General features: G+C 65.0%; 18 protein-coding genes. 5 read left to right on the top strand and 13 right to left on the bottom strand.

Annotated elements, in window-relative coordinates; translation table 11 throughout:
* Nucleotides 1–179: 179 nt before the first annotated feature.
* Complete coding sequence (locus tag ACQCST_RS08365) at nt 180–404, bottom strand: hypothetical protein (RefSeq protein WP_426998801.1); 225 nt, start codon at nt 402–404, stop codon at nt 180–182.
* 185 nt (nt 405–589) lie between these two features.
* Here ACQCST_RS08365 and ACQCST_RS08360 point away from each other — a divergent pair, with 185 nt between their 5' ends.
* From ACQCST_RS08360 to ACQCST_RS08350, 3 genes are read left to right on the top strand one after another with little or no spacing between them, the layout of a single operon-like run.
* On the top strand, nt 590–1,369 hold the full coding sequence (locus tag ACQCST_RS08360; RefSeq protein ID WP_426998800.1) for an ABC transporter ATP-binding protein: 780 nt from the start codon (nt 590–592) through the stop codon (nt 1,367–1,369).
* 11 nt (nt 1,370–1,380) lie between these two features.
* Nucleotides 1,381–2,124 (top strand): ABC transporter permease, encoded by a 744-nt coding sequence (locus ACQCST_RS08355; RefSeq protein ID WP_426998799.1) that lies wholly within the window; start codon nt 1,381–1,383, stop codon nt 2,122–2,124.
* Nucleotides 2,121–2,750, top strand: coding sequence for a TetR family transcriptional regulator (locus ACQCST_RS08350; protein WP_426998798.1), 630 nt, complete (start codon nt 2,121–2,123; stop codon nt 2,748–2,750). The genes ACQCST_RS08355 and ACQCST_RS08350 overlap by 4 nt, the downstream gene beginning before the upstream one ends.
* Nucleotides 2,751–2,752: 2 nt before the next feature.
* On the opposite strand, the gene ACQCST_RS08345 is transcribed toward ACQCST_RS08350, so the two are convergent.
* The 8 genes from ACQCST_RS08345 to ACQCST_RS08310 form a co-directional block, all read right to left on the bottom strand.
* Entirely contained in the window at nt 2,753–3,643 is an 891-nt protein-coding gene (locus tag ACQCST_RS08345; RefSeq protein ID WP_426999121.1) for a GNAT family N-acetyltransferase, read from the bottom strand.
* Entirely contained in the window at nt 3,606–4,772 is a 1,167-nt protein-coding gene (gene ispG / locus ACQCST_RS08340; RefSeq protein ID WP_426998797.1) for a flavodoxin-dependent (E)-4-hydroxy-3-methylbut-2-enyl-diphosphate synthase, read from the bottom strand. The genes ACQCST_RS08345 and ispG overlap by 38 nt, the downstream gene beginning before the upstream one ends.
* Nucleotides 4,773–4,811: 39 nt before the next feature.
* Nucleotides 4,812–5,105, bottom strand: a complete 294-nt coding sequence (locus ACQCST_RS08335; protein WP_426998796.1) for a YciI family protein — start codon at nt 5,103–5,105, stop codon at nt 4,812–4,814.
* 69 nt (nt 5,106–5,174) lie between these two features.
* Nucleotides 5,175–5,657 (bottom strand): hypothetical protein, encoded by a 483-nt coding sequence (locus ACQCST_RS08330; RefSeq protein ID WP_426998795.1) that lies wholly within the window; start codon nt 5,655–5,657, stop codon nt 5,175–5,177.
* Nucleotides 5,654–6,370, bottom strand: coding sequence for a MarR family transcriptional regulator (locus ACQCST_RS08325; protein WP_426998794.1), 717 nt, complete (start codon nt 6,368–6,370; stop codon nt 5,654–5,656). Before ACQCST_RS08325 ends, ACQCST_RS08330 begins: the two co-directional genes overlap by 4 nt.
* Before the next feature lie 105 nt (nt 6,371–6,475).
* On the bottom strand, nt 6,476–7,807 hold the full coding sequence (locus tag ACQCST_RS08320; protein WP_426998793.1) for a M50 family metallopeptidase: 1,332 nt from the start codon (nt 7,805–7,807) through the stop codon (nt 6,476–6,478).
* Nucleotides 7,808–7,825: 18 nt separating this feature from the next.
* Nucleotides 7,826–9,010, bottom strand: a complete 1,185-nt coding sequence (dxr, locus tag ACQCST_RS08315; RefSeq protein WP_426998792.1) for a 1-deoxy-D-xylulose-5-phosphate reductoisomerase — start codon at nt 9,008–9,010, stop codon at nt 7,826–7,828.
* A gap of 46 nt (nt 9,011–9,056) precedes the next feature.
* Nucleotides 9,057–9,800 carry a TSUP family transporter gene (locus tag ACQCST_RS08310; protein WP_426998791.1) on the bottom strand — a complete coding sequence of 248 codons (744 nt, stop codon included), beginning with the start codon at nt 9,798–9,800 and terminating at the stop codon, nt 9,057–9,059.
* Between the two features lie 135 nt (nt 9,801–9,935).
* Here ACQCST_RS08310 and ACQCST_RS08305 point away from each other — a divergent pair, with 135 nt between their 5' ends.
* Entirely contained in the window at nt 9,936–11,375 is a 1,440-nt protein-coding gene (locus tag ACQCST_RS08305; RefSeq protein ID WP_426998790.1) for a phytoene desaturase family protein, read from the top strand.
* Between the two features lie 95 nt (nt 11,376–11,470).
* Nucleotides 11,471–12,937 (top strand): lipase maturation factor family protein, encoded by a 1,467-nt coding sequence (locus ACQCST_RS08300; RefSeq protein ID WP_426999120.1) that lies wholly within the window; start codon nt 11,471–11,473, stop codon nt 12,935–12,937.
* 59 nt (nt 12,938–12,996) lie between these two features.
* Here the strand turns inward: ACQCST_RS08300 and ACQCST_RS08295 are convergent, their stop codons facing one another.
* The 4 genes from ACQCST_RS08295 to ACQCST_RS08280 are packed head-to-tail and all read right to left on the bottom strand — an operon-like array spanning nt 12,997 to nt 15,900.
* Nucleotides 12,997–13,830 carry an HpcH/HpaI aldolase/citrate lyase family protein gene (locus ACQCST_RS08295; RefSeq protein ID WP_426998789.1) on the bottom strand — a complete coding sequence of 278 codons (834 nt, stop codon included), beginning with the start codon at nt 13,828–13,830 and terminating at the stop codon, nt 12,997–12,999.
* Nucleotides 13,827–14,348 (bottom strand): MaoC family dehydratase, encoded by a 522-nt coding sequence (locus ACQCST_RS08290; protein WP_426998788.1) that lies wholly within the window; start codon nt 14,346–14,348, stop codon nt 13,827–13,829. Before ACQCST_RS08290 ends, ACQCST_RS08295 begins: the two co-directional genes overlap by 4 nt.
* Complete coding sequence (locus tag ACQCST_RS08285) at nt 14,345–15,094, bottom strand: CoA transferase subunit B (protein ID WP_426998787.1); 750 nt, start codon at nt 15,092–15,094, stop codon at nt 14,345–14,347. The genes ACQCST_RS08290 and ACQCST_RS08285 overlap by 4 nt, the downstream gene beginning before the upstream one ends.
* Before the next feature lie 2 nt (nt 15,095–15,096).
* A complete protein-coding gene (locus ACQCST_RS08280; RefSeq protein WP_426998786.1) occupies nt 15,097–15,900 on the bottom strand; it encodes a CoA transferase subunit A in 804 nt (267 codons plus the stop codon).
* Between the last annotated feature and the right edge of the window lie 8 nt (nt 15,901–15,908).

Below are 15,908 nucleotides of genomic sequence, written 5' to 3'. Positions count from 1 at the left end.
GGCACAGCATGCGGACGCAGAACACGGGCGCAGAACGAGGACGCAGAAGAGCCACGCCTTAACTGAAGGAAGCCCCTGGCCGTTTCCGGCTGGTCATCCTGTCTGGGCGTGGCTCCGTGGCCATTCGGGCCAATTATTCTGCTACCGGCGTTTTACTACCGGTATTCCGTTGGGGCCTGCTATTTGGCCTTGCCCTCCAGGGCCACCAAGACTCCCGCAACTGCAAAGAATTTGTTGCTGCCGAGTTCACGGACGGTATCGATTCCAAGCACATCCTTAAGTGCCTTCGCTGTCGCATCGGTAACCCCTGCCAATGCAGACGGGGATGCGTTCAGGATTTCACTGAGGGACTTGTCCTCGTACGCCTTATCCAGTGCCTTGGCGAGATCAACACTTACAGCCATGGGTGATTCCTCTCTGAGTCCGCTCACGCCCCAACGACGCGGCTAGAACGAACTTATTGGATAGCCACCACCTTTACAAGAGGTCGCGGGCATGCGCATGCCATTGACGCTGCAGCGTCGCGGGTCTAGCTTTAATTCATCAGTTGATGAATTAAATCGTCAGCCCGGCCATTGACGGAGGACCCATGTCCCACGCAGCAAGCACGGCCCGCGAGCCGCAGCCCACCGGCTCTGCCGTGGATGTCAGGAAACTAAGCATCACCAGGGGGAAGACCCGCATCCTGCAGGGCCTCGATTTCACCATTCCAGCAGGGCAGATCACTGGTCTTCTGGGGCCATCAGGAAGCGGAAAGACCACCCTGATGCGTGCGATCGTAGGCGTCCAGCGCCTCACTTCCGGCAGCATCCAGGTACTGGGGCGCCCGGCAGGCCATCCAACGCTCAGGCACGACGTCGGTTATGTCACCCAGGCACCCAGCGTCTACACCGACCTCAGCGTGGAATCGAACGTCAGGTATTTCGGTGCCATGCACGGCAAAAACCGCAGCGACGCTGCGGAAGCTATCGCCGCCGTCGGACTCGAAAACCTTGCACGGCAGAAAACCGCAGATCTGTCCGGCGGAGAGTTCAGCCGCGTTTCCCTCGCCTGCGCCTTGGTTTCCCATCCCGGGCTCCTCATCCTGGATGAGCCGACAGTGGGGCTGGACCCTGTGCTCCGCGCCGACCTTTGGGCCCGCTTCCAGACGATGGCCGCCTCCGGGACAACGCTTTTGGTCTCCAGTCACGTGATGGAGGAAGCGAGCCACTGCGCCGAGCTTCTACTCCTGAGGAACGGCCGGCTCCTGGCGCAACTTTCCCCGGAGGAACTCAGCCGGCGCGGCGGAAGCGAAGACCTGGAGAAAGCCTTCCTGCACATCATCCAGAACGAATCCCCGGCAGTGGCCCCCGAAGGCCAGGTGGCGTGATGAATCCACGAATGATGCTCGCTACCACCGGCCGCGTGCTGGACCAGCTACGCCATGATCACCGCAGCATTGCCCTCATTCTGGTGGTTCCCGCCCTGCTGCTGACAGCCGTCTACTTCCTCTATGAGAATGAAACGCTGCCGCCCGGTGTGCCGCGGACCTTTGACCGCGTAGGCCTGATGATGCTGGCAATCTTCCCGTTTGTGGTCATGTTCCTTGTCACATCAATCACCATGCTCCGTGAGCGCACCTCTGGCACGCTGGAACGGTTGCTGACCACCCCTATCCACAAGGCCGATCTCTTGTTCGGATATGGCCTGGCCTTTTCGATAATGGCCACCCTGCAATCCCTTGTTGCCACGGCTGTGGCTTACTGGATATTCGGCCTGGACATCCAGGGAAGCCCGGGGCTGGTTGTCATGATTGCCGTCATCAATGCCGTGCTGGGCGTGGCCCTGGGCCTGCTCTGCTCCGCCTTCGCCCGGACCGAATTCCAGGCCGTTCAATTCATGCCGGTTGTGGTGGTGCCGCAGATCCTCTTGTGCGGGCTGTTTGTTGCCCGGGACAGGATGAACGATGTCCTCGAAGCCATCTCCAACGTGCTGCCCCTGACTTTTTCGGTTGATGCTCTGCAGGAGATCGCCAGAAACAGCGAAGCCACGGAAACGTTATGGATGGACGCCGGCATCATGGCAGCCATTGTCCTGGGCGTGCTGGTACTGGCCTCCCTGACACTGCGCAGGCGGACAGCATGAGCGCAGGGCTGCCCTCCGGCCGCCGTGGACGCCGGACCGGAACCACCGGTTCGCGGGAGCAGATCCTCGACACCGCGCGCAGGCTGTTCGCCGAGCACGGATTTGAAGGCACCAGCCTCCGGCAGATTGCCCGCGAAACCGGGGTTGACCCGGCCATGATCCACCACTTTTTCGAGGGGAAGGATGACCTGTTCGCCCTCAGTGTGGAACTCCCTGCGGACCCGGCCGAGGTTCTTGCAGGTGTCGATGCCCAGGACCCCCAGCACCGGGCCGAAGCGATAATCCGTGCAGTGATGCGGTTATGGGAAAGCCCGGCCCAGCACGGCCTGGTTGCGTTTATCCGCGGAACCATCGGATCCAAGGCCAAAACCGCACTGCTGCGTGAAATGGTCACGAGGACAATCCTGTCCCGGATCATGACCGGAATTTCGGGCCCGGCTGCTGAGATCTCAATGCGCAGCAACCTCGTGGCCAGCCAGATGGTGGGTCTGATGCTGGTGCGCTACGTCATCCGTCTTGAGCCTCTCGCCTCAGCCACCCACGACGACGTGGTCAGGCTGATTGCACCAACCATCCAGCACTACCTCACCGGTGAGTTGCAGCCGGCGGAAAACGCCAGCGAATAGTACTAAAAAAGGACAGTCGCGAAGGTGCCGACCTCACGGAACCCTACGCGCTCGTAGGCTGCGCGTGCCCGGGAGTTGTAGTCGTTCACATACAAGCTGGTCACCGGAGCAATCTTCTGGGCCAGCTCCACCACGGCGGCCATGTAGCCCGCACTGAGCCCGAGGCCACGGTACGCCGGGTTCATCCAGACACCCTGCACCTGGGTCACCTGCGGGGTCACCGCACCCAGCTCTGCTTTGAACACCACTTCGTCGTCGGCATTCAGATGCACCAGTGAGTGCCCTTGCCTGATCAGCCCGGCCACCCGCCGGCTGTAGAACTCCTTGCCGCCGAGGAAAGGCGAATAGCCGACTTCCTCTTCGAACATAGCGGCACAGGCGGGCAGGATCCGGTCGAAGTCAGCAGATTGACCCAATCCGAGTTCCCTGTTGGGCTCGATCGCCGGCGGGCCGGAAACAGTCATCAGGGGCTGATCGGGCCGGACCTCGTGAGCGGAGTGCCCCAGCTCCTCAAGCTGGCCGTGCAGGCCCAGTACGGCCTCCGCCGGGCCGAAGATTGACGCGTAACGGCGGCCGGACCGGTGCGCTGCCGCCGCAATCAATCCCGCGAACCCGGGATCCAGCTGCACGGGCACCAGATTCGCTCCCGCCCAGCAGGCACCCACCAGGGCACCGTCGTCGAATATTCCCAGCACCATGGCACCGCCGGTGGTCGGCGCAGCTGAGCCCGCGGTCTGAAGGTGCGCCAGGATAAAAACGTTGGCTACGGGATCCTGAGCTGCCAGCTCCCGGAGGGCAGCGGTATCCGAGCCTCCGAGCGCCCTGACGCAGATGCCGGCGGGAGCAGCATTGTCCTTATGAGACGCTAACCACGGGGCTACCCTTGACAGCATCTTTGCCATCGGCCTCCCCCATCTCTTCCGCGATACGCATGGCTTCTTCGATCAGTGTCTCAACAATCTGGTCTTCAGGCACAGTCTTGATGACTTCCCCCCGCACAAAAATCTGGCCCTTGCCGTTGCCGGAGGCAACGCCCAGATCTGCTTCCCGGGCTTCCCCTGGCCCATTCACCACACAACCCATAACAGCCACCCGCAGCGGGATCTCCATACCTTCAAGGCCCGCCGTAACCTGTTCGGCCAGCGTGTAGACGTCTACCTGGGCGCGTCCGCAGGACGGGCACGAGACAATTTCCAGCTTGCGGGGGCGCAGGTTCAGCGACTGCAGAATCTGGTTGCCCACCTTGATCTCCTCCACCGGCGGAGCGGAAAGTGAGACGCGGATGGTGTCACCGATGCCCTTGGCCAGCAGCGCGCCAAACGCAGTTGCCGACTTGATGGTGCCCTGGAATGCCGGTCCGGCCTCGGTCACGCCGAGGTGCAGCGGCCAGTCGCCTTTTTCCGCGAGCATCTCGTACGCGGCAACCATGATGACGGGGTCGTTGTGCTTGACCGAAATCTTGAAGTCATGGAAGCCGTGCTCCTCAAACAGGGAGGCTTCCCAGACGGCGGACTCCACCAGCGCTTCGGGCGTGGCCTTGCCGTATTTCTTCATAATGCCCGGTTCGAGGGAGCCCGCGTTCACGCCGATGCGGATGGAGGTGCCGTGGTCCTTGGCGGCCTTGGCAATTTCCTTGATCTGGTCATCGAACTTGCGGATGTTGCCAGGGTTCACCCGCACCGCAGCACAGCCTGCTTCGATGGCGGCGAAAACGTACTTCGGCTGGAAGTGGATGTCCGCGATGACCGGAATCTGGGACTTCCTGGCGATGATGGGCAGCGCCTCGGCATCGTCTGCTGATGGGCAAGCCACGCGCACGATATCGCAGCCGGAGGCTGTCAGCTCGGCAATCTGCTGCAAGGTGGCATTGATATCCGTGGTGGGCGTGGTGGTCATGGACTGCACACTGATGGGCGAATCGGAACCCACACCCACGGAACCCACCTTGATCTGGCGGGTTTTGCGTCGGGGGGCAAGTACGGGCGGCGGTGCTGACGGCATTCCCAGGCTGACCGAGGTCACGTGGACTCCTTGAGTTGTAGAACTGTTGTTCGGGTGGGGCTAGGCGGCGTGCCCGGCCAGCAAGCCGATGACCGGGTTCCATTCGGTGATGCGGATTCCGGCAATCCCTTGTGCCGCGGCGAAGGGGTCCTGCTGCAGTACATGGCCCAGGGCGAATTCATCCGTTGCCTTGAAGATCAGCAGGGCACCGGCGCCGTCGCCATACGGCCCGCTGGACAGCAGCACGCCCTCGTCGGCCAACCCCGCCAGCCATTCCCGGTGGGCCGGGCGGTGGGCGTTTCGCGCGTCCTCGGATTCGGCGTCGTACACGTACTCAACAGCAAAAACAGTCATACCGATAGCCTATCGCCATGCGGGCCCCTGCATGCATCCGTGGCCCGTCTGGTACCTTGCCACCCCGGCTCAGCTCAGGAAGACAACCTTCACCACGGCGGCAACGCCTGCAGCCCACAGCATGGAGGTGAGCGTGCCGATGATGAACCGCTCGGCGGCGACGGGGGTCTCTTTCAACTCGGCAAAGCGGCCAAGTCCTTTGATGGCCACCACGTACGCGATGGCCACGGGCTGGCCCGTGAGAATGGCCACACACACCGCAAGACGCTCCAGGACGCCGATGATCGCCCCGCCGCGCAGGATCCGCTGTGTAGCAGCGGGAGCCGACGGGTCAGGTGCCGCCTTTATTTCGCCGTCCACGGTGCTTTCGTTAGCGGTGACATCACTATCCACGGTGACATCCGCAGAGGGATCGTCCGCCGTGCCAGATTCCGGCCCGACGGCATCGGCTTTGTCATCGATGCTCCGGGCCAGCCTGAACACCAGGGCAGTGACGGGCCAGCCGGCGAATCCCGCAGTGAGCAGGGCCAGTGCGATCCAGAGAGCGTTCACCTGTCTCCTTGATGGTGTGCGCCCGGTTCGGCTGAACGGAGGATCAGCCCGTGGGCGGTGGCCAGCAGCATCTCGGCAGCTGGCCTCGCCGCCCATTCTTCCTGCCAACCGGACCGGAGGACGGCACGGCTCACCGACTGTTCCGTGATTCCGAGTTCCCGTGCGGCCAGTTTCTGCGATCCGTGCCTTCCGGTTTTGCCCTGTTGCCCGGCTTTTCCCTCCTGCACACCGCGGAGCGCATCAACAACCTTCCATTGGGCGGCCGTGCGGCCTTGGATGAGCCTCCCGATCAGCCGCATAACGGCCTCGGCGTTGGCGCAGGCCCTGGTGGCTTCCGCAGCAAGAACCGATTCGCTGATTCCCCTAACGGACGCTCCTGACACCACTGACACGGGAACGTGGCCAGCGGAGGATTTTGCCTGATCCACCGCTTGCCGGGCGGCCACAAAAGCGGCCCCTGATCCTTCGCGGGGGCTGCCCGTCAGCGGTGTGTCCACCGCGCCGGCACCGATACCCACATACCAGCGGCCGCTGCGCAGTGCATGCAAAGCAATGTCCACTACCTCGGCAGCGTCCGGCACCACACCCTGGACTTCGTCACCTACCGAGCGCTCAAACCGGGAGGCAGTGAGCCCGCGCAGCTCATCCAGAATGGCCGGCACCCGGTCCATATCTGCGCTACTGCCCCGCTGGTCGATGGTCATCACGTACATGCCTCAACCGTAATCGACTAAGAATCAACAATCAATCATTTTCAGCTGATTATTAAAAATAAGCTGAAATAAGCTGACTTTCAGATATCAGCCGAATACGGCTGCTTAACCAAAGAGGTTCACCGGTTTGACGATGTCCGCGTAGATCAGCAGGGCACCCATCCCGATCAGCAGCACTGCCACCGCATAGGTGAGCGGCAGCAGCTTGGCCATGTCAAAGGCACCAGGATCCGGCCTGCCGAACAGCTTCGCCACCCGGCGTCGGACACCTTCATACAGGGCACCGGCCACATGGCCGCCGTCGAGAGGCAACAGTGGGATCAGGTTGAAAACCGCGAGGGCGAAATTCAGGCCGGCCAGCAGGCCCACCAGCGCAGCCAGCCTGGACTGAACGGGGATTTCCTCCATGGCGGCGACCTCGCCGGCAACCCGGCCCACGCCCACCACGCTGATTGGGCCATTCGGGTCCCGCGGCTCCTCGCTGAACGCTGCCTGCGCCACACCCGCCACGCGGGCCGGAAGGTTAAGCACGACGCCGGTAATCTGCTTGATGTTTTCGCCCGCCATGGGAAGCACGGACGACGCCGGCCGGGCCACGAGCGCTGTCTGCGCACCGATGCCCAAAAAGCCGACATCCTGGTACTTGAGATTGCCGGCGTCGTCCTTGGCCTGCCGGCCGTCGACGCCGATGACAGGCCGCGCGGACAGCACAGGAGTGACCGTGGTGGCCACGGGCTTGCCCTCGCGTTCCACAGTGATAGCGACCTGCTTCCCTGCCGACGACCGGATCCAGCCGGTCAGTTCATCCCAGTCGGTGACGGCCTTGCCATCAAAGGACGTGATGACGTCGTTCGGCTTCAGCTCAGCGGCAGCCGCAGGAGTCAGTTGGCAATCAGGCGAATCAGGATCAACAGTCTGCCCGGCCGACACCTGACATTTGGAGACATCGGCGATGGTCGTCGTCGGCGTTGAAATGCCGAACCCCATCAGGAGCACCGCCGTCAGCGCAACGCCGATGAGCAGGTTCATGGCCGGTCCGCCGAGCATGATGACGATCTTCTTCCACACTGGAAGCCGGTAGAAGACCCGGTGCTCATCCCCGGGACCCACATCCTCATGCGCCAGGGACCTCGCCTCGGTGGCGAGGGTCTGGAACATTCCGGTACTGGAGGGACGGACGGTGCCGTCGGCCTTGTTGGGCGGATACATGCCGATCATTGAGACGTAGCCACCCAGCGGAATGGCCTTGAATCCGTACTCGGTTTCGCCCTTTCTCGTGGACCAGACTGTTGGGCCAAAGCCGATCATGTACTTGGAGACCCGGACCTTGAAAAGCTTGGCCGGGAGCAGATGCCCCACTTCATGCAGCGCAATGGAGGCAGCGATGCCGATCGCCACAAAAACGACACCGAGGATAAAGAGGATGATGGGACTCATGCTTTGATCTGCTGCTTCCTAGAGACTGCTCACTGCTAAACGTTCGTGGGTGCGCTTGCGTGCCCACCTCTCAGCATCCAGCACCGACTCAACTGTCAGCCCGGAGGATCCTGCATGTTCGCCGAGTACGGCTTCGATGGTATCCACAATGTCTGTGAACCGGATGCGGCCCTCGTGGAAAGCCACCACGGCCTCCTCGTTTGCAGCGTTGAACACCGCGGGAAAGGTACTTCCTTGCTTGGCCGCATCCTTGGCCAGGTCCACAGCGGGAAATGCCTTGACATCCAGCGGCTCGAACGTCCAGCTCGTGGCCCGGCTCCAGTCGCAGGGTGTGGCAGCCTTTGGGACACGGTCCGGCCAGCCGAGGCCCAGGGCAATGGGCAGGCGCATATCGGGAGGCGACGCCTGGGCGATGATCGAACCGTCCACAAACTGCACCATGGAGTGGACGACGGACTGAGGATGAACCACCACGTCGATCCGGTCCAGCGGAATATCGAACAGCAGGTGCGCCTCAATCACTTCCAGCCCTTTGTTGACCAGGCTGGCGGAGTTGGTGGTGACCATCAGCCCCATGTCCCAGGTGGGGTGCGCCAGTGCTTCCTGCGGGGAAACGTTGTGGAGCTGCTCCCGCGTCCGGCCACGGAAGGGCCCGCCCGAGGCAGTAAGAATAAGCCGGTCCACTTCATCTGCCGTCCCGGATCGCAGGCACTGGGCGATGGCCGAGTGCTCGGAATCCACCGGGACGATCTGTCCGTCCCTGGCGGCGGCCTTGACCAGCGCACCGCCAACAATGAGTGATTCCTTGTTGGCCAGTGCAAGCGTGGCTCCGGATTTCAGGGCCGCCAGCGTCGGGGCCAGCCCAATGGAGCCTGTGATGCCGTTGAGCACCACATCCGCATCAATTCCGGCGATCCGGGTGGATGCATCCGGGCCTGAGATGATTTCCGGGCGGTAGTTCTCCAGGCCCGCCGCACGCGTGGCCTCTACAATCAGTTCCTCCAGCTTGCGCGGATCACCCTTGGCGATACCTACGGCCTTGGCCCTTGTATGCACGGCCTGCCGGGCGATGAGGTCCAGATTGCCGCCGCCTGCGCTCAGCGCCACGACCTCGAAAAGATGAGGGGCGCCGTCGACGACGTCAATCGCCTGGGTGCCGATGGAACCGGTGGATCCGAGGAGAACGATTCTGCGTGGCTGCATTGCTTAAGTATCCCGCAATGCGGGATCCCCGGAGACGGGCCGGGCCTCAGACGGACAGCAGTTCCAGGAATCCCTTGGCCACCGTGGACACCGCGCCGATGTAGGCGATCACGACGACGATCCCGCGTACGGCGCCCGGCCTGATCCGGCCCGACAGCAGGTCGCCCGCGACGATCCCGAGCACCATGGCGGCAAGGATGCCCAGCCACTGCCAGACCTCCAGCGCCGGAAGGTGTCCACCGGAAAACAGGTACTTACTGACCAGCGACGACAGGCCCGTGGTGATGAAGTAGGGCTGCAGGGTGGCACCGAAGTGCTTCTGCTCCCAGCGGGTGACGATGGCATAGGCGGTGATGGCCGGGCCGCCCACGCCCGCGGCCGCATTCATCAGTCCGCTGGAGAACCCGAGGGAAACCATCGGAATCTTGCCTGAGGCACGCCAGTTGCTGCGGGTGAGTCGCTGGGAGGCCAGCAGGGCGACGATGAGCAGCGCGCCGATGCAGATTTCCAGGGGCGCCGCCGGGACATGGCTGGCCAGCCAGGCGCCGGGCACCACTCCGGTCAGGGCCGCGAGCGCGAGCCCTGCATAGCGGCGCCAGTCCACGTTCCGCCACACCCGCGACAGGATGAGCAGGGATGAGGCGGCACCGCAGAGGTTGATGATCATCACGCCGTCGAAAGGCCCCAGCAGCACCACCAGGACCGGAGACACCAGCAGCCCGAAGCCCAGGCCGGCGAGCCGTTGCGCCATTGCCCCCGCAACCACCGCGATGAGCACCAGAGCAAACATGTTCCGATCCTAGTGCCCGCGGCCCGGCGGGTGCCGCGTACGCCTTCCGGACGTCGGTGGTGGTCACTGGTGGCGCGGGCCCGGGTGCCGGGGCAGAATTGAGGCCATGGAAAGCACCCGTCATCACGGCACCCGATGATCGATGTCACGGTGGTGGGCACCGGGCCCAACGGCCTGGCCGCAGCGGTAACCGCCGCCAGGGCAGGGCTCAGCGTCCGGGTCCTCGAAGCCGCGACAGGCATCGGCGGAGGACTGCGCACCGACGAGCTCACGCTGCCCGGCTACCGGCACGACGTGTGCTCAGCGGTGCACCCGGCCGCCGTCGCATCGCCTTTTTTCCGCGCCTTCGGCCTGCTGGACCGCATCGAGTGGATCACGCCCGAGATTTCCTACGCCCATCCGTTCCTGGACGGAACGGCCGGGGTGGCCTGGCGGAGCATGGACCGGACGGCGGACGGGCTGGGACGCGACGGCATGGCCTGGCGGTCGCTCCTGGAACCTCTAGTGGACAGGCTCGACGGCGTGGTGGACTTCACGGGCTCGGCCCTCCTGCGCGTGCCAAAGGATCCCGTGGCCGCCGTCCGCTTCGCCCTGGCCTGCCTCGAGCAGGGCACGCCGCTGTGGAATGCGCGTTTCCGGGAGCGGACGGCCCCTGCGCTGCTCAGCGGTTCCGCGGCCCATGCGGCCGGCCGGCTGCCGTCGCTGGCCTCCGCCGGAGCCGGGCTGCTCCTCGCCGCGCACGGACATGCCGGCGGCTGGGGATTCCCGGCCGGCGGCTCCCAAGCCATCGCCGATGTCCTGCTCGCAGACCTCCAGGCGAACGGCGGGACGGTGGAGACAGGCACGCGGGTGGCCTCGCTGGCCGGTTTGGCACCCAGCCGGGTGACGTTACTGGACACTTCTCCGGATCTGCTGCTCACCGCCGGCCTTCCCGCCCGCTACGCGAGATCCCTCCGCAGCTACCGGTACGGGGCAGGCGTGGCTAAAGTGGATTTTGCGCTCTCAGGCCCGGTGCCATGGATGAACGCGGACGTGCGCAAGGCCGTCACAGTCCACGTGGGCGGTAGCCGGGCCGAGATTGCGGCGGGAGAGAATGCCGTTGCCCGCGGCACTGTCCCCCGGCATCCGTACGTGCTCATCACGCAACCGAGCGTGCTGGACCCCGCCAGGGCCCCCGCCGGACACCATGTGCTCTGGGCCTATATCCATGTGCCTGCGGGCTCGGACCTTGATCCGACGGAGCTGGTTACGGCCGAGATCGAGCGGTACGCGCCGGGGTTCCGCGGCCTCGTGCTGGCTTCAGCGTCCCGGTCGGCCGCCGGGCTGGCCGCCTACAACCCCAACTGCGTGGGCGGGGACATCTACGGCGGCGCCCTGAGCCTGTGGCAGCTGGCCAAGCGGCCGGTGCTCTCGCCGTCGCCGTGGCGCACGCCGCTTGACGGCGTCTACCTTTGCTCGGCGGCCACTCCGCCCGGCCCGGCGGTGCACGGAATGAACGGCTGGTTCGCCGCCCGGCTGGCACTGCGAGAGCAGTTCGGCCTCGAGGCCCCCTTCTCCCCGCCCCCGCCCAAGTAACTGGCGGCAGGGGTCGTTCCGAGCACTGAAAACGACATCAACTCCGAGCCGGTTTCGGGGATCTGTAAGTGCACGGCAGGCGTACCGTGGACAGTGTGGACTGGGCGTCCTGGTTTGACGCGCCGGAGTACGAATTCGCCCGGCAGGTGCTGCAGCGCGGTTTCGCCGTGCTTTACTTCATTGCGTTCCTGTCCTCCCTGAATCAGTTCCCGGCGCTCCTCGGCGAGCGCGGCCTGCTCCCTGTCCCGGACTATCTGGAGGGCCGCAGCCGGTTGCGCCGGCCCAGCCTCTTCCGCTGGCGCTACTCGGACCGGCTTCTGAGGGGCGTGTGCTGCACCGGCCTGGCCGTCGCGGGAACCCTCGTGGCGGGGCTGCCCCAGCTGGGCCCGCCCTGGCTTCCGCTGCTTGCCTTCCTGGCCCTCTGGCTGCTGTACATGTCCATCACCAACGTCGGGCAGACCTTCTACGGCTTCGGCTGGGAAATGCTGCTGCTCGAGGCAGGCTTCACCGTGGCGTTCCTCGGTTCCGACCAGACTCCCCCGCCCAGGCCGGTACTCCTGCTCCTGGCCTGGCTGCTGTTCCGCCTGGAGTTCGGCGCGGGGATGATCAAGATCCGCGGCGGCAGTGAATGGCGGGACCTGACCGCCTTGTACTACCACCATGAGACCCAGCCCATGCCCGGCCCGCTCAGCCGCCACGCGCATCTGCTCCCGAAACCGCTGCACCGCATGGAGGTCCTCGGCAACCATTTCGCGCAGCTCGTGGCGCCGTTCGCCCTGTTCACCCCGCAGCCCGTCGCCAGTGCCGCGGCCGGGATCGTCATCTTCACCCAGCTCTGGCTGGTGGCCAGCGGAAACTTCGCCTGGCTGAACTGGGCTGCGATCGTGCTGGCCTTCTCGGCCGTCAGTGATCCCGTGGCCCACACGGTGCTGACTTTCGTCCCGCTGGACTGGCATCCGGCGGCGGGAGGCGCGGCGTGGCGGATGCCGCTGTGGTGGCTCGCCGTTGTGCTCGCCGTGACGGTGCTGCTCCTGGTGCTCAGCTACTGGCCGGTGCGCAACCTGTTCTCCTCCCGGCAACTGATGAACGCCAGCTTCAACCGCTGGCAGCTCGTCAACAGCTATGGAGCCTTCGGCAGCGTCACCAGGCTCCGGATCGAGATCGTGGTGGAAGGGACGGTGGACACGGAGCCCGACGACGACGCCGACTGGCGCGAGTACGGCTTCAAAGGCAAGCCCGGCGAGGTACACCGGCTTCCGCAGCAGTGGGCGCCATACCACCTGCGGCTGGACTGGCTCATGTGGTTCCTGCCGTTGCGGACCGTGCACGAGGAGTGGTTCTATGCGTTCCTCGGCAAACTGCTCGAGGCCGACCGCCCCACGCTGCGGCTGCTCCGCGATGACCCGTTCGACGGCGGCCGCCCGCGCTGGGTGCGCGCCCGCGGCTACCTGTACCGATTCGCCACCCGGGCCGAGTTCCGCGACACCGGACAGCGCTGGATCCGGACGCCCCTTTATGAGGCCATTCCGGCCCTGTCAGTCCACCGGAGCCGTCAGACGTGATGCCCCCGGCCCCGGCCCCGGCCCCGGATCATCGGGCCCGCTACGCCCATCGGAAAAGCTCAGACGCCGGCCCTGCGCAGGGTCGCTTCGGCGTGCTTGAGGATGGGGCCGTCGATCATCTTTCCGTTGAGCTGGAACACGCCAGTGCCCGCGGAGGCCGCAGCCGCCAGGAGCTCCCGGGCAGCCAGCACGTCCGTCTCCGACGGCGCGTAGGCGCCCCGCACCACGGCCACCTGCTTCGGGTGGATGCAGGCCTTGGACCCGAACCCGGAGGCGACGGCATCGGCGGTCTCCGCGGCCAGGCCATCCAGGTCGGGGATGTCGACGTAGACCGAATCGATGGCCTGCTTGCCGGCTGCCCCGGCGGCCAGCAGCACCGCGGAACGGGCATGCAGCGCCACGGCACGGTATCCGCCGTCGGGCTTCCTGCTGGAGGTGCCGCCGAGCGAGGCGAGCAGATCTTCGGCCCCCCACATCAGCGCGACCACGTTCGGTTCGGCGGCGATGGCCGCCGCGTTGACGATCCCGGCCGCGGTCTCGCAGAGCGCCACCACGTTGTAGCCGTCAAGGGCTGCGAGCTGGCCGGCGTTCTCCGCTTTGGCCAGCATCACGGTCCGGTACGGGGTGTGCGCCAGGCAGTGGAGATCTTTCTCGAACTCGTCGGTGCCCACGGGGTTGATCCTGACGATGGTGCGGCTTGGATCAAGTTCTGGGTCCCCTTCCGTGGCACCGAGCTGGGCGAGGATGGCCCCGCGCGCCCGCTGTTTGTCAGCAGGGGCGACGGCGTCCTCCAGGTCCAGGATGACGGCGTCAGCCCGCTGGGCTGCTTTCTGGAAGCGCTCGGGTCGGTCTGCGGGGCAAAACAGCAGGGCGGGCCCCATCAGGAAACTCATGCTTTAATTGTCCCCCCTTGGGCTTCGGCATGCGCAGCCCGCGTCCACATCAGGCAGCTCCTGGTGGCCAGCGCCACCACCACGCCGTCCTGGTTCCTGCCCGTGTGCCGCATTGTCACGATTCCCTGCCCGGGACGGGACGCCGAGAGCCGCTTGTCCGCGATGACCGTCTCGGTGTAGAGAGTATCGCCGTGATAGAGCGGGCGCGGAAAGGAAATGTCGGTCATGCCCAGCTGGGCAATGATGGTCCCCTGGGTCAGCTGGGCCACCGACTGCCCCACCACCGTGGCCAGCGTGAACATCGAGTTCATCAGCCGCTGCCCGAACGGCTGCGTGGCGCTCCACGCGGCGTCGAGGTGCAGCGACTGGGTGTTCATGGTCATGGTGGTGAACAGCACGTTGTCCGTTTCGGTGACGGTGCGGCCGGGCCGGTGCGCGTAGACCACGCCTTGCTCAAGCTCGTCGAAGTACAGGCCGCGCTGTTCGATAACCCGCTGCCGGGCAGAGTCCGCCGTCATACCGTCAGTTCCTGGTCTTCCTCGAAAAGCTCGACGCCGGTGGCCGCGGCGACGTCCTCAAGCGTCACGTTGGGTGCCAGCTCACGCAGCACCAGCCTGGCCTGCCCGCCTCCGGTGACTACATCGATCACTGCGAGGTCGGTGATGATCCGGTCCACGCACGCCTTGCCCGTCAATGGCAGCGTGCAGCGGTCCACGATCTTGGGCCTGCCGTTGCGGTCCACGTGTTCCATCATCACAATGACCTTCTTGGCTCCGAACACCAGGTCCATGGCACCGCCCATGCCCTTGACCATCTTGCCGGGGACCATCCAGTTGGCGAGGTCACCGTTGGCGGCCACCTCCATGGCGCCCAGCACGGCCACATCCACGTGCCCGCCACGGATCATGCCGAAGGACATGGAGGAGTCGAAGAACGCCGCGCCCTTGTTCACGGTGACAGTCTCCTTGCCGGCATTGATCAGGTCAGGATCCACCGCGTCCTCGCCAGGGTAAGGCCCGACTCCCAGGATGCCGTTCTCGGAATGCAGCACCACTTCCACGCCGGCCGGAATGTAGTTGGGGATCAGCGTGGGCATCCCGATGCCCAGATTGACGTACTGCCCGTTCTTGAGTTCCCGCGCCACCCGTGCGGCGAGTTCATTGCGCGTCCAGCCTTTGGTGCCCCCGTCCGAGCCCACGGCACGGCGGTATTCGGGGCGGACTGCTTCAGGACGGGGCGCCTCCTGCGGGCTGCTCGGATCCATGGCTAAGCTCCTGCCTGTTCGGTACTGCCGGGCGCGGACGCAGCAGAAAGCGATACGGTGCGCTTTTCGATGCGTTTCTCGCTGTGCTCCGACCCGGCCGGCACGTGGACCACCCGCTGGACAAAAATTCCCGGAATGTGGACGTGCTCCGGGTCCAGTTCCCCCGGCTCCACCAATACCTCGACCTCAGCGATGGTGATCTTTCCCGCCATGGCGCACAGGGGGTTGAAGTTCATTGCAGTGGCATGGAAAACCAGGTTCCCGTGACGGTCGCCCTTCCAGGCGTGCACAAGCCCGAAATCGGGCGTCAGCGATTCTTCCAGGACATAGTCCGCGCCGTTGAAGGTGCGCACTTCTTTGGGCTCGGACGCAATCGCGATGGTGCCGTCGGCGTCGTACTTCTGCGGCAGGCCGCCGTCGGATACCTGGGTGCCAACACCCGCCGTCGTATAGAACGCCGGGATCCCGGCGCCGCCGGCGCGGAGCTTTTCCGCCAGCGTGCCCTGCGGCGTGAGCACAACCTCGAGTTCGCCGGCCAGGTACTGCCGGGCGAACTCCTTGTTCTCACCCACATAGGAGCTGATGGTGCGCCGGATCCGGCCGTCCCTGAGCAGGATGCCAAGGCCCCAGTCGTCAACACCGCAGTTGTTGCTGACGGTTTCCAGCCCCTTGGTGCCGTGCCGGTGGAGTGCGTCGATGAGGGCCACGGGAATGCCGCAGAGCCCGAAACCTCCGACGGCGAGCGACGCGCCGTCATGGATGTCCGCGACCGCCTCTGCCGCGCTGGCAACAACCTTGTCAATCATCGTTGATC

It is taken from the genome of Pseudarthrobacter sp. N5 (assembly GCF_050157035.1).
Lineage (GTDB): Bacteria > Actinomycetota > Actinomycetes > Actinomycetales > Micrococcaceae > Arthrobacter.
The sequence above is the reverse complement of the archived record's forward strand: the minus strand, read 5'-3'. Positions and strand labels throughout refer to the sequence as shown.

What these genes read in the sequence shown, in the direction of transcription:
- ACQCST_RS08365 (WP_426998801.1), bottom strand. Translation starts at nt 404, where the DNA reads ATGGCTGTAAGTGTTGATCTCGCCAAGGCACTGGATAAGGCGTACGAG.
- ACQCST_RS08360 (WP_426998800.1), top strand. Translation starts at nt 590, where the DNA reads ATGTCCCACGCAGCAAGCACGGCCCGCGAGCCGCAGCCCACCGGCTCT.
- ACQCST_RS08355 (WP_426998799.1), top strand. Translation starts at nt 1,381, where the DNA reads ATGATGCTCGCTACCACCGGCCGCGTGCTGGACCAGCTACGCCATGAT.
- ACQCST_RS08350 (WP_426998798.1), top strand. Translation starts at nt 2,121, where the DNA reads ATGAGCGCAGGGCTGCCCTCCGGCCGCCGTGGACGCCGGACCGGAACC.
- ACQCST_RS08345 (WP_426999121.1), bottom strand. Translation starts at nt 3,643, where the DNA reads ATGCTGTCAAGGGTAGCCCCGTGGTTAGCGTCTCATAAGGACAATGCT.
- ACQCST_RS08335 (WP_426998796.1), bottom strand. Translation starts at nt 5,105, where the DNA reads ATGACTGTTTTTGCTGTTGAGTACGTGTACGACGCCGAATCCGAGGAC.
- ACQCST_RS08325 (WP_426998794.1), bottom strand. Translation starts at nt 6,370, where the DNA reads ATGTACGTGATGACCATCGACCAGCGGGGCAGTAGCGCAGATATGGAC.
- ACQCST_RS08320 (WP_426998793.1), bottom strand. Translation starts at nt 7,807, where the DNA reads ATGAGTCCCATCATCCTCTTTATCCTCGGTGTCGTTTTTGTGGCGATC.
- dxr (WP_426998792.1), bottom strand. Translation starts at nt 9,010, where the DNA reads ATGCAGCCACGCAGAATCGTTCTCCTCGGATCCACCGGTTCCATCGGC.
- ACQCST_RS08310 (WP_426998791.1), bottom strand. Translation starts at nt 9,800, where the DNA reads ATGTTTGCTCTGGTGCTCATCGCGGTGGTTGCGGGGGCAATGGCGCAA.
- ACQCST_RS08305 (WP_426998790.1), top strand. Translation starts at nt 9,936, where the DNA reads ATGATCGATGTCACGGTGGTGGGCACCGGGCCCAACGGCCTGGCCGCA.
- ACQCST_RS08295 (WP_426998789.1), bottom strand. Translation starts at nt 13,830, where the DNA reads ATGAGTTTCCTGATGGGGCCCGCCCTGCTGTTTTGCCCCGCAGACCGA.
- ACQCST_RS08290 (WP_426998788.1), bottom strand. Translation starts at nt 14,348, where the DNA reads ATGACGGCGGACTCTGCCCGGCAGCGGGTTATCGAACAGCGCGGCCTG.
- ACQCST_RS08285 (WP_426998787.1), bottom strand. Translation starts at nt 15,094, where the DNA reads ATGGATCCGAGCAGCCCGCAGGAGGCGCCCCGTCCTGAAGCAGTCCGC.
- ACQCST_RS08280 (WP_426998786.1), bottom strand. Translation starts at nt 15,900, where the DNA reads ATGATTGACAAGGTTGTTGCCAGCGCGGCAGAGGCGGTCGCGGACATC.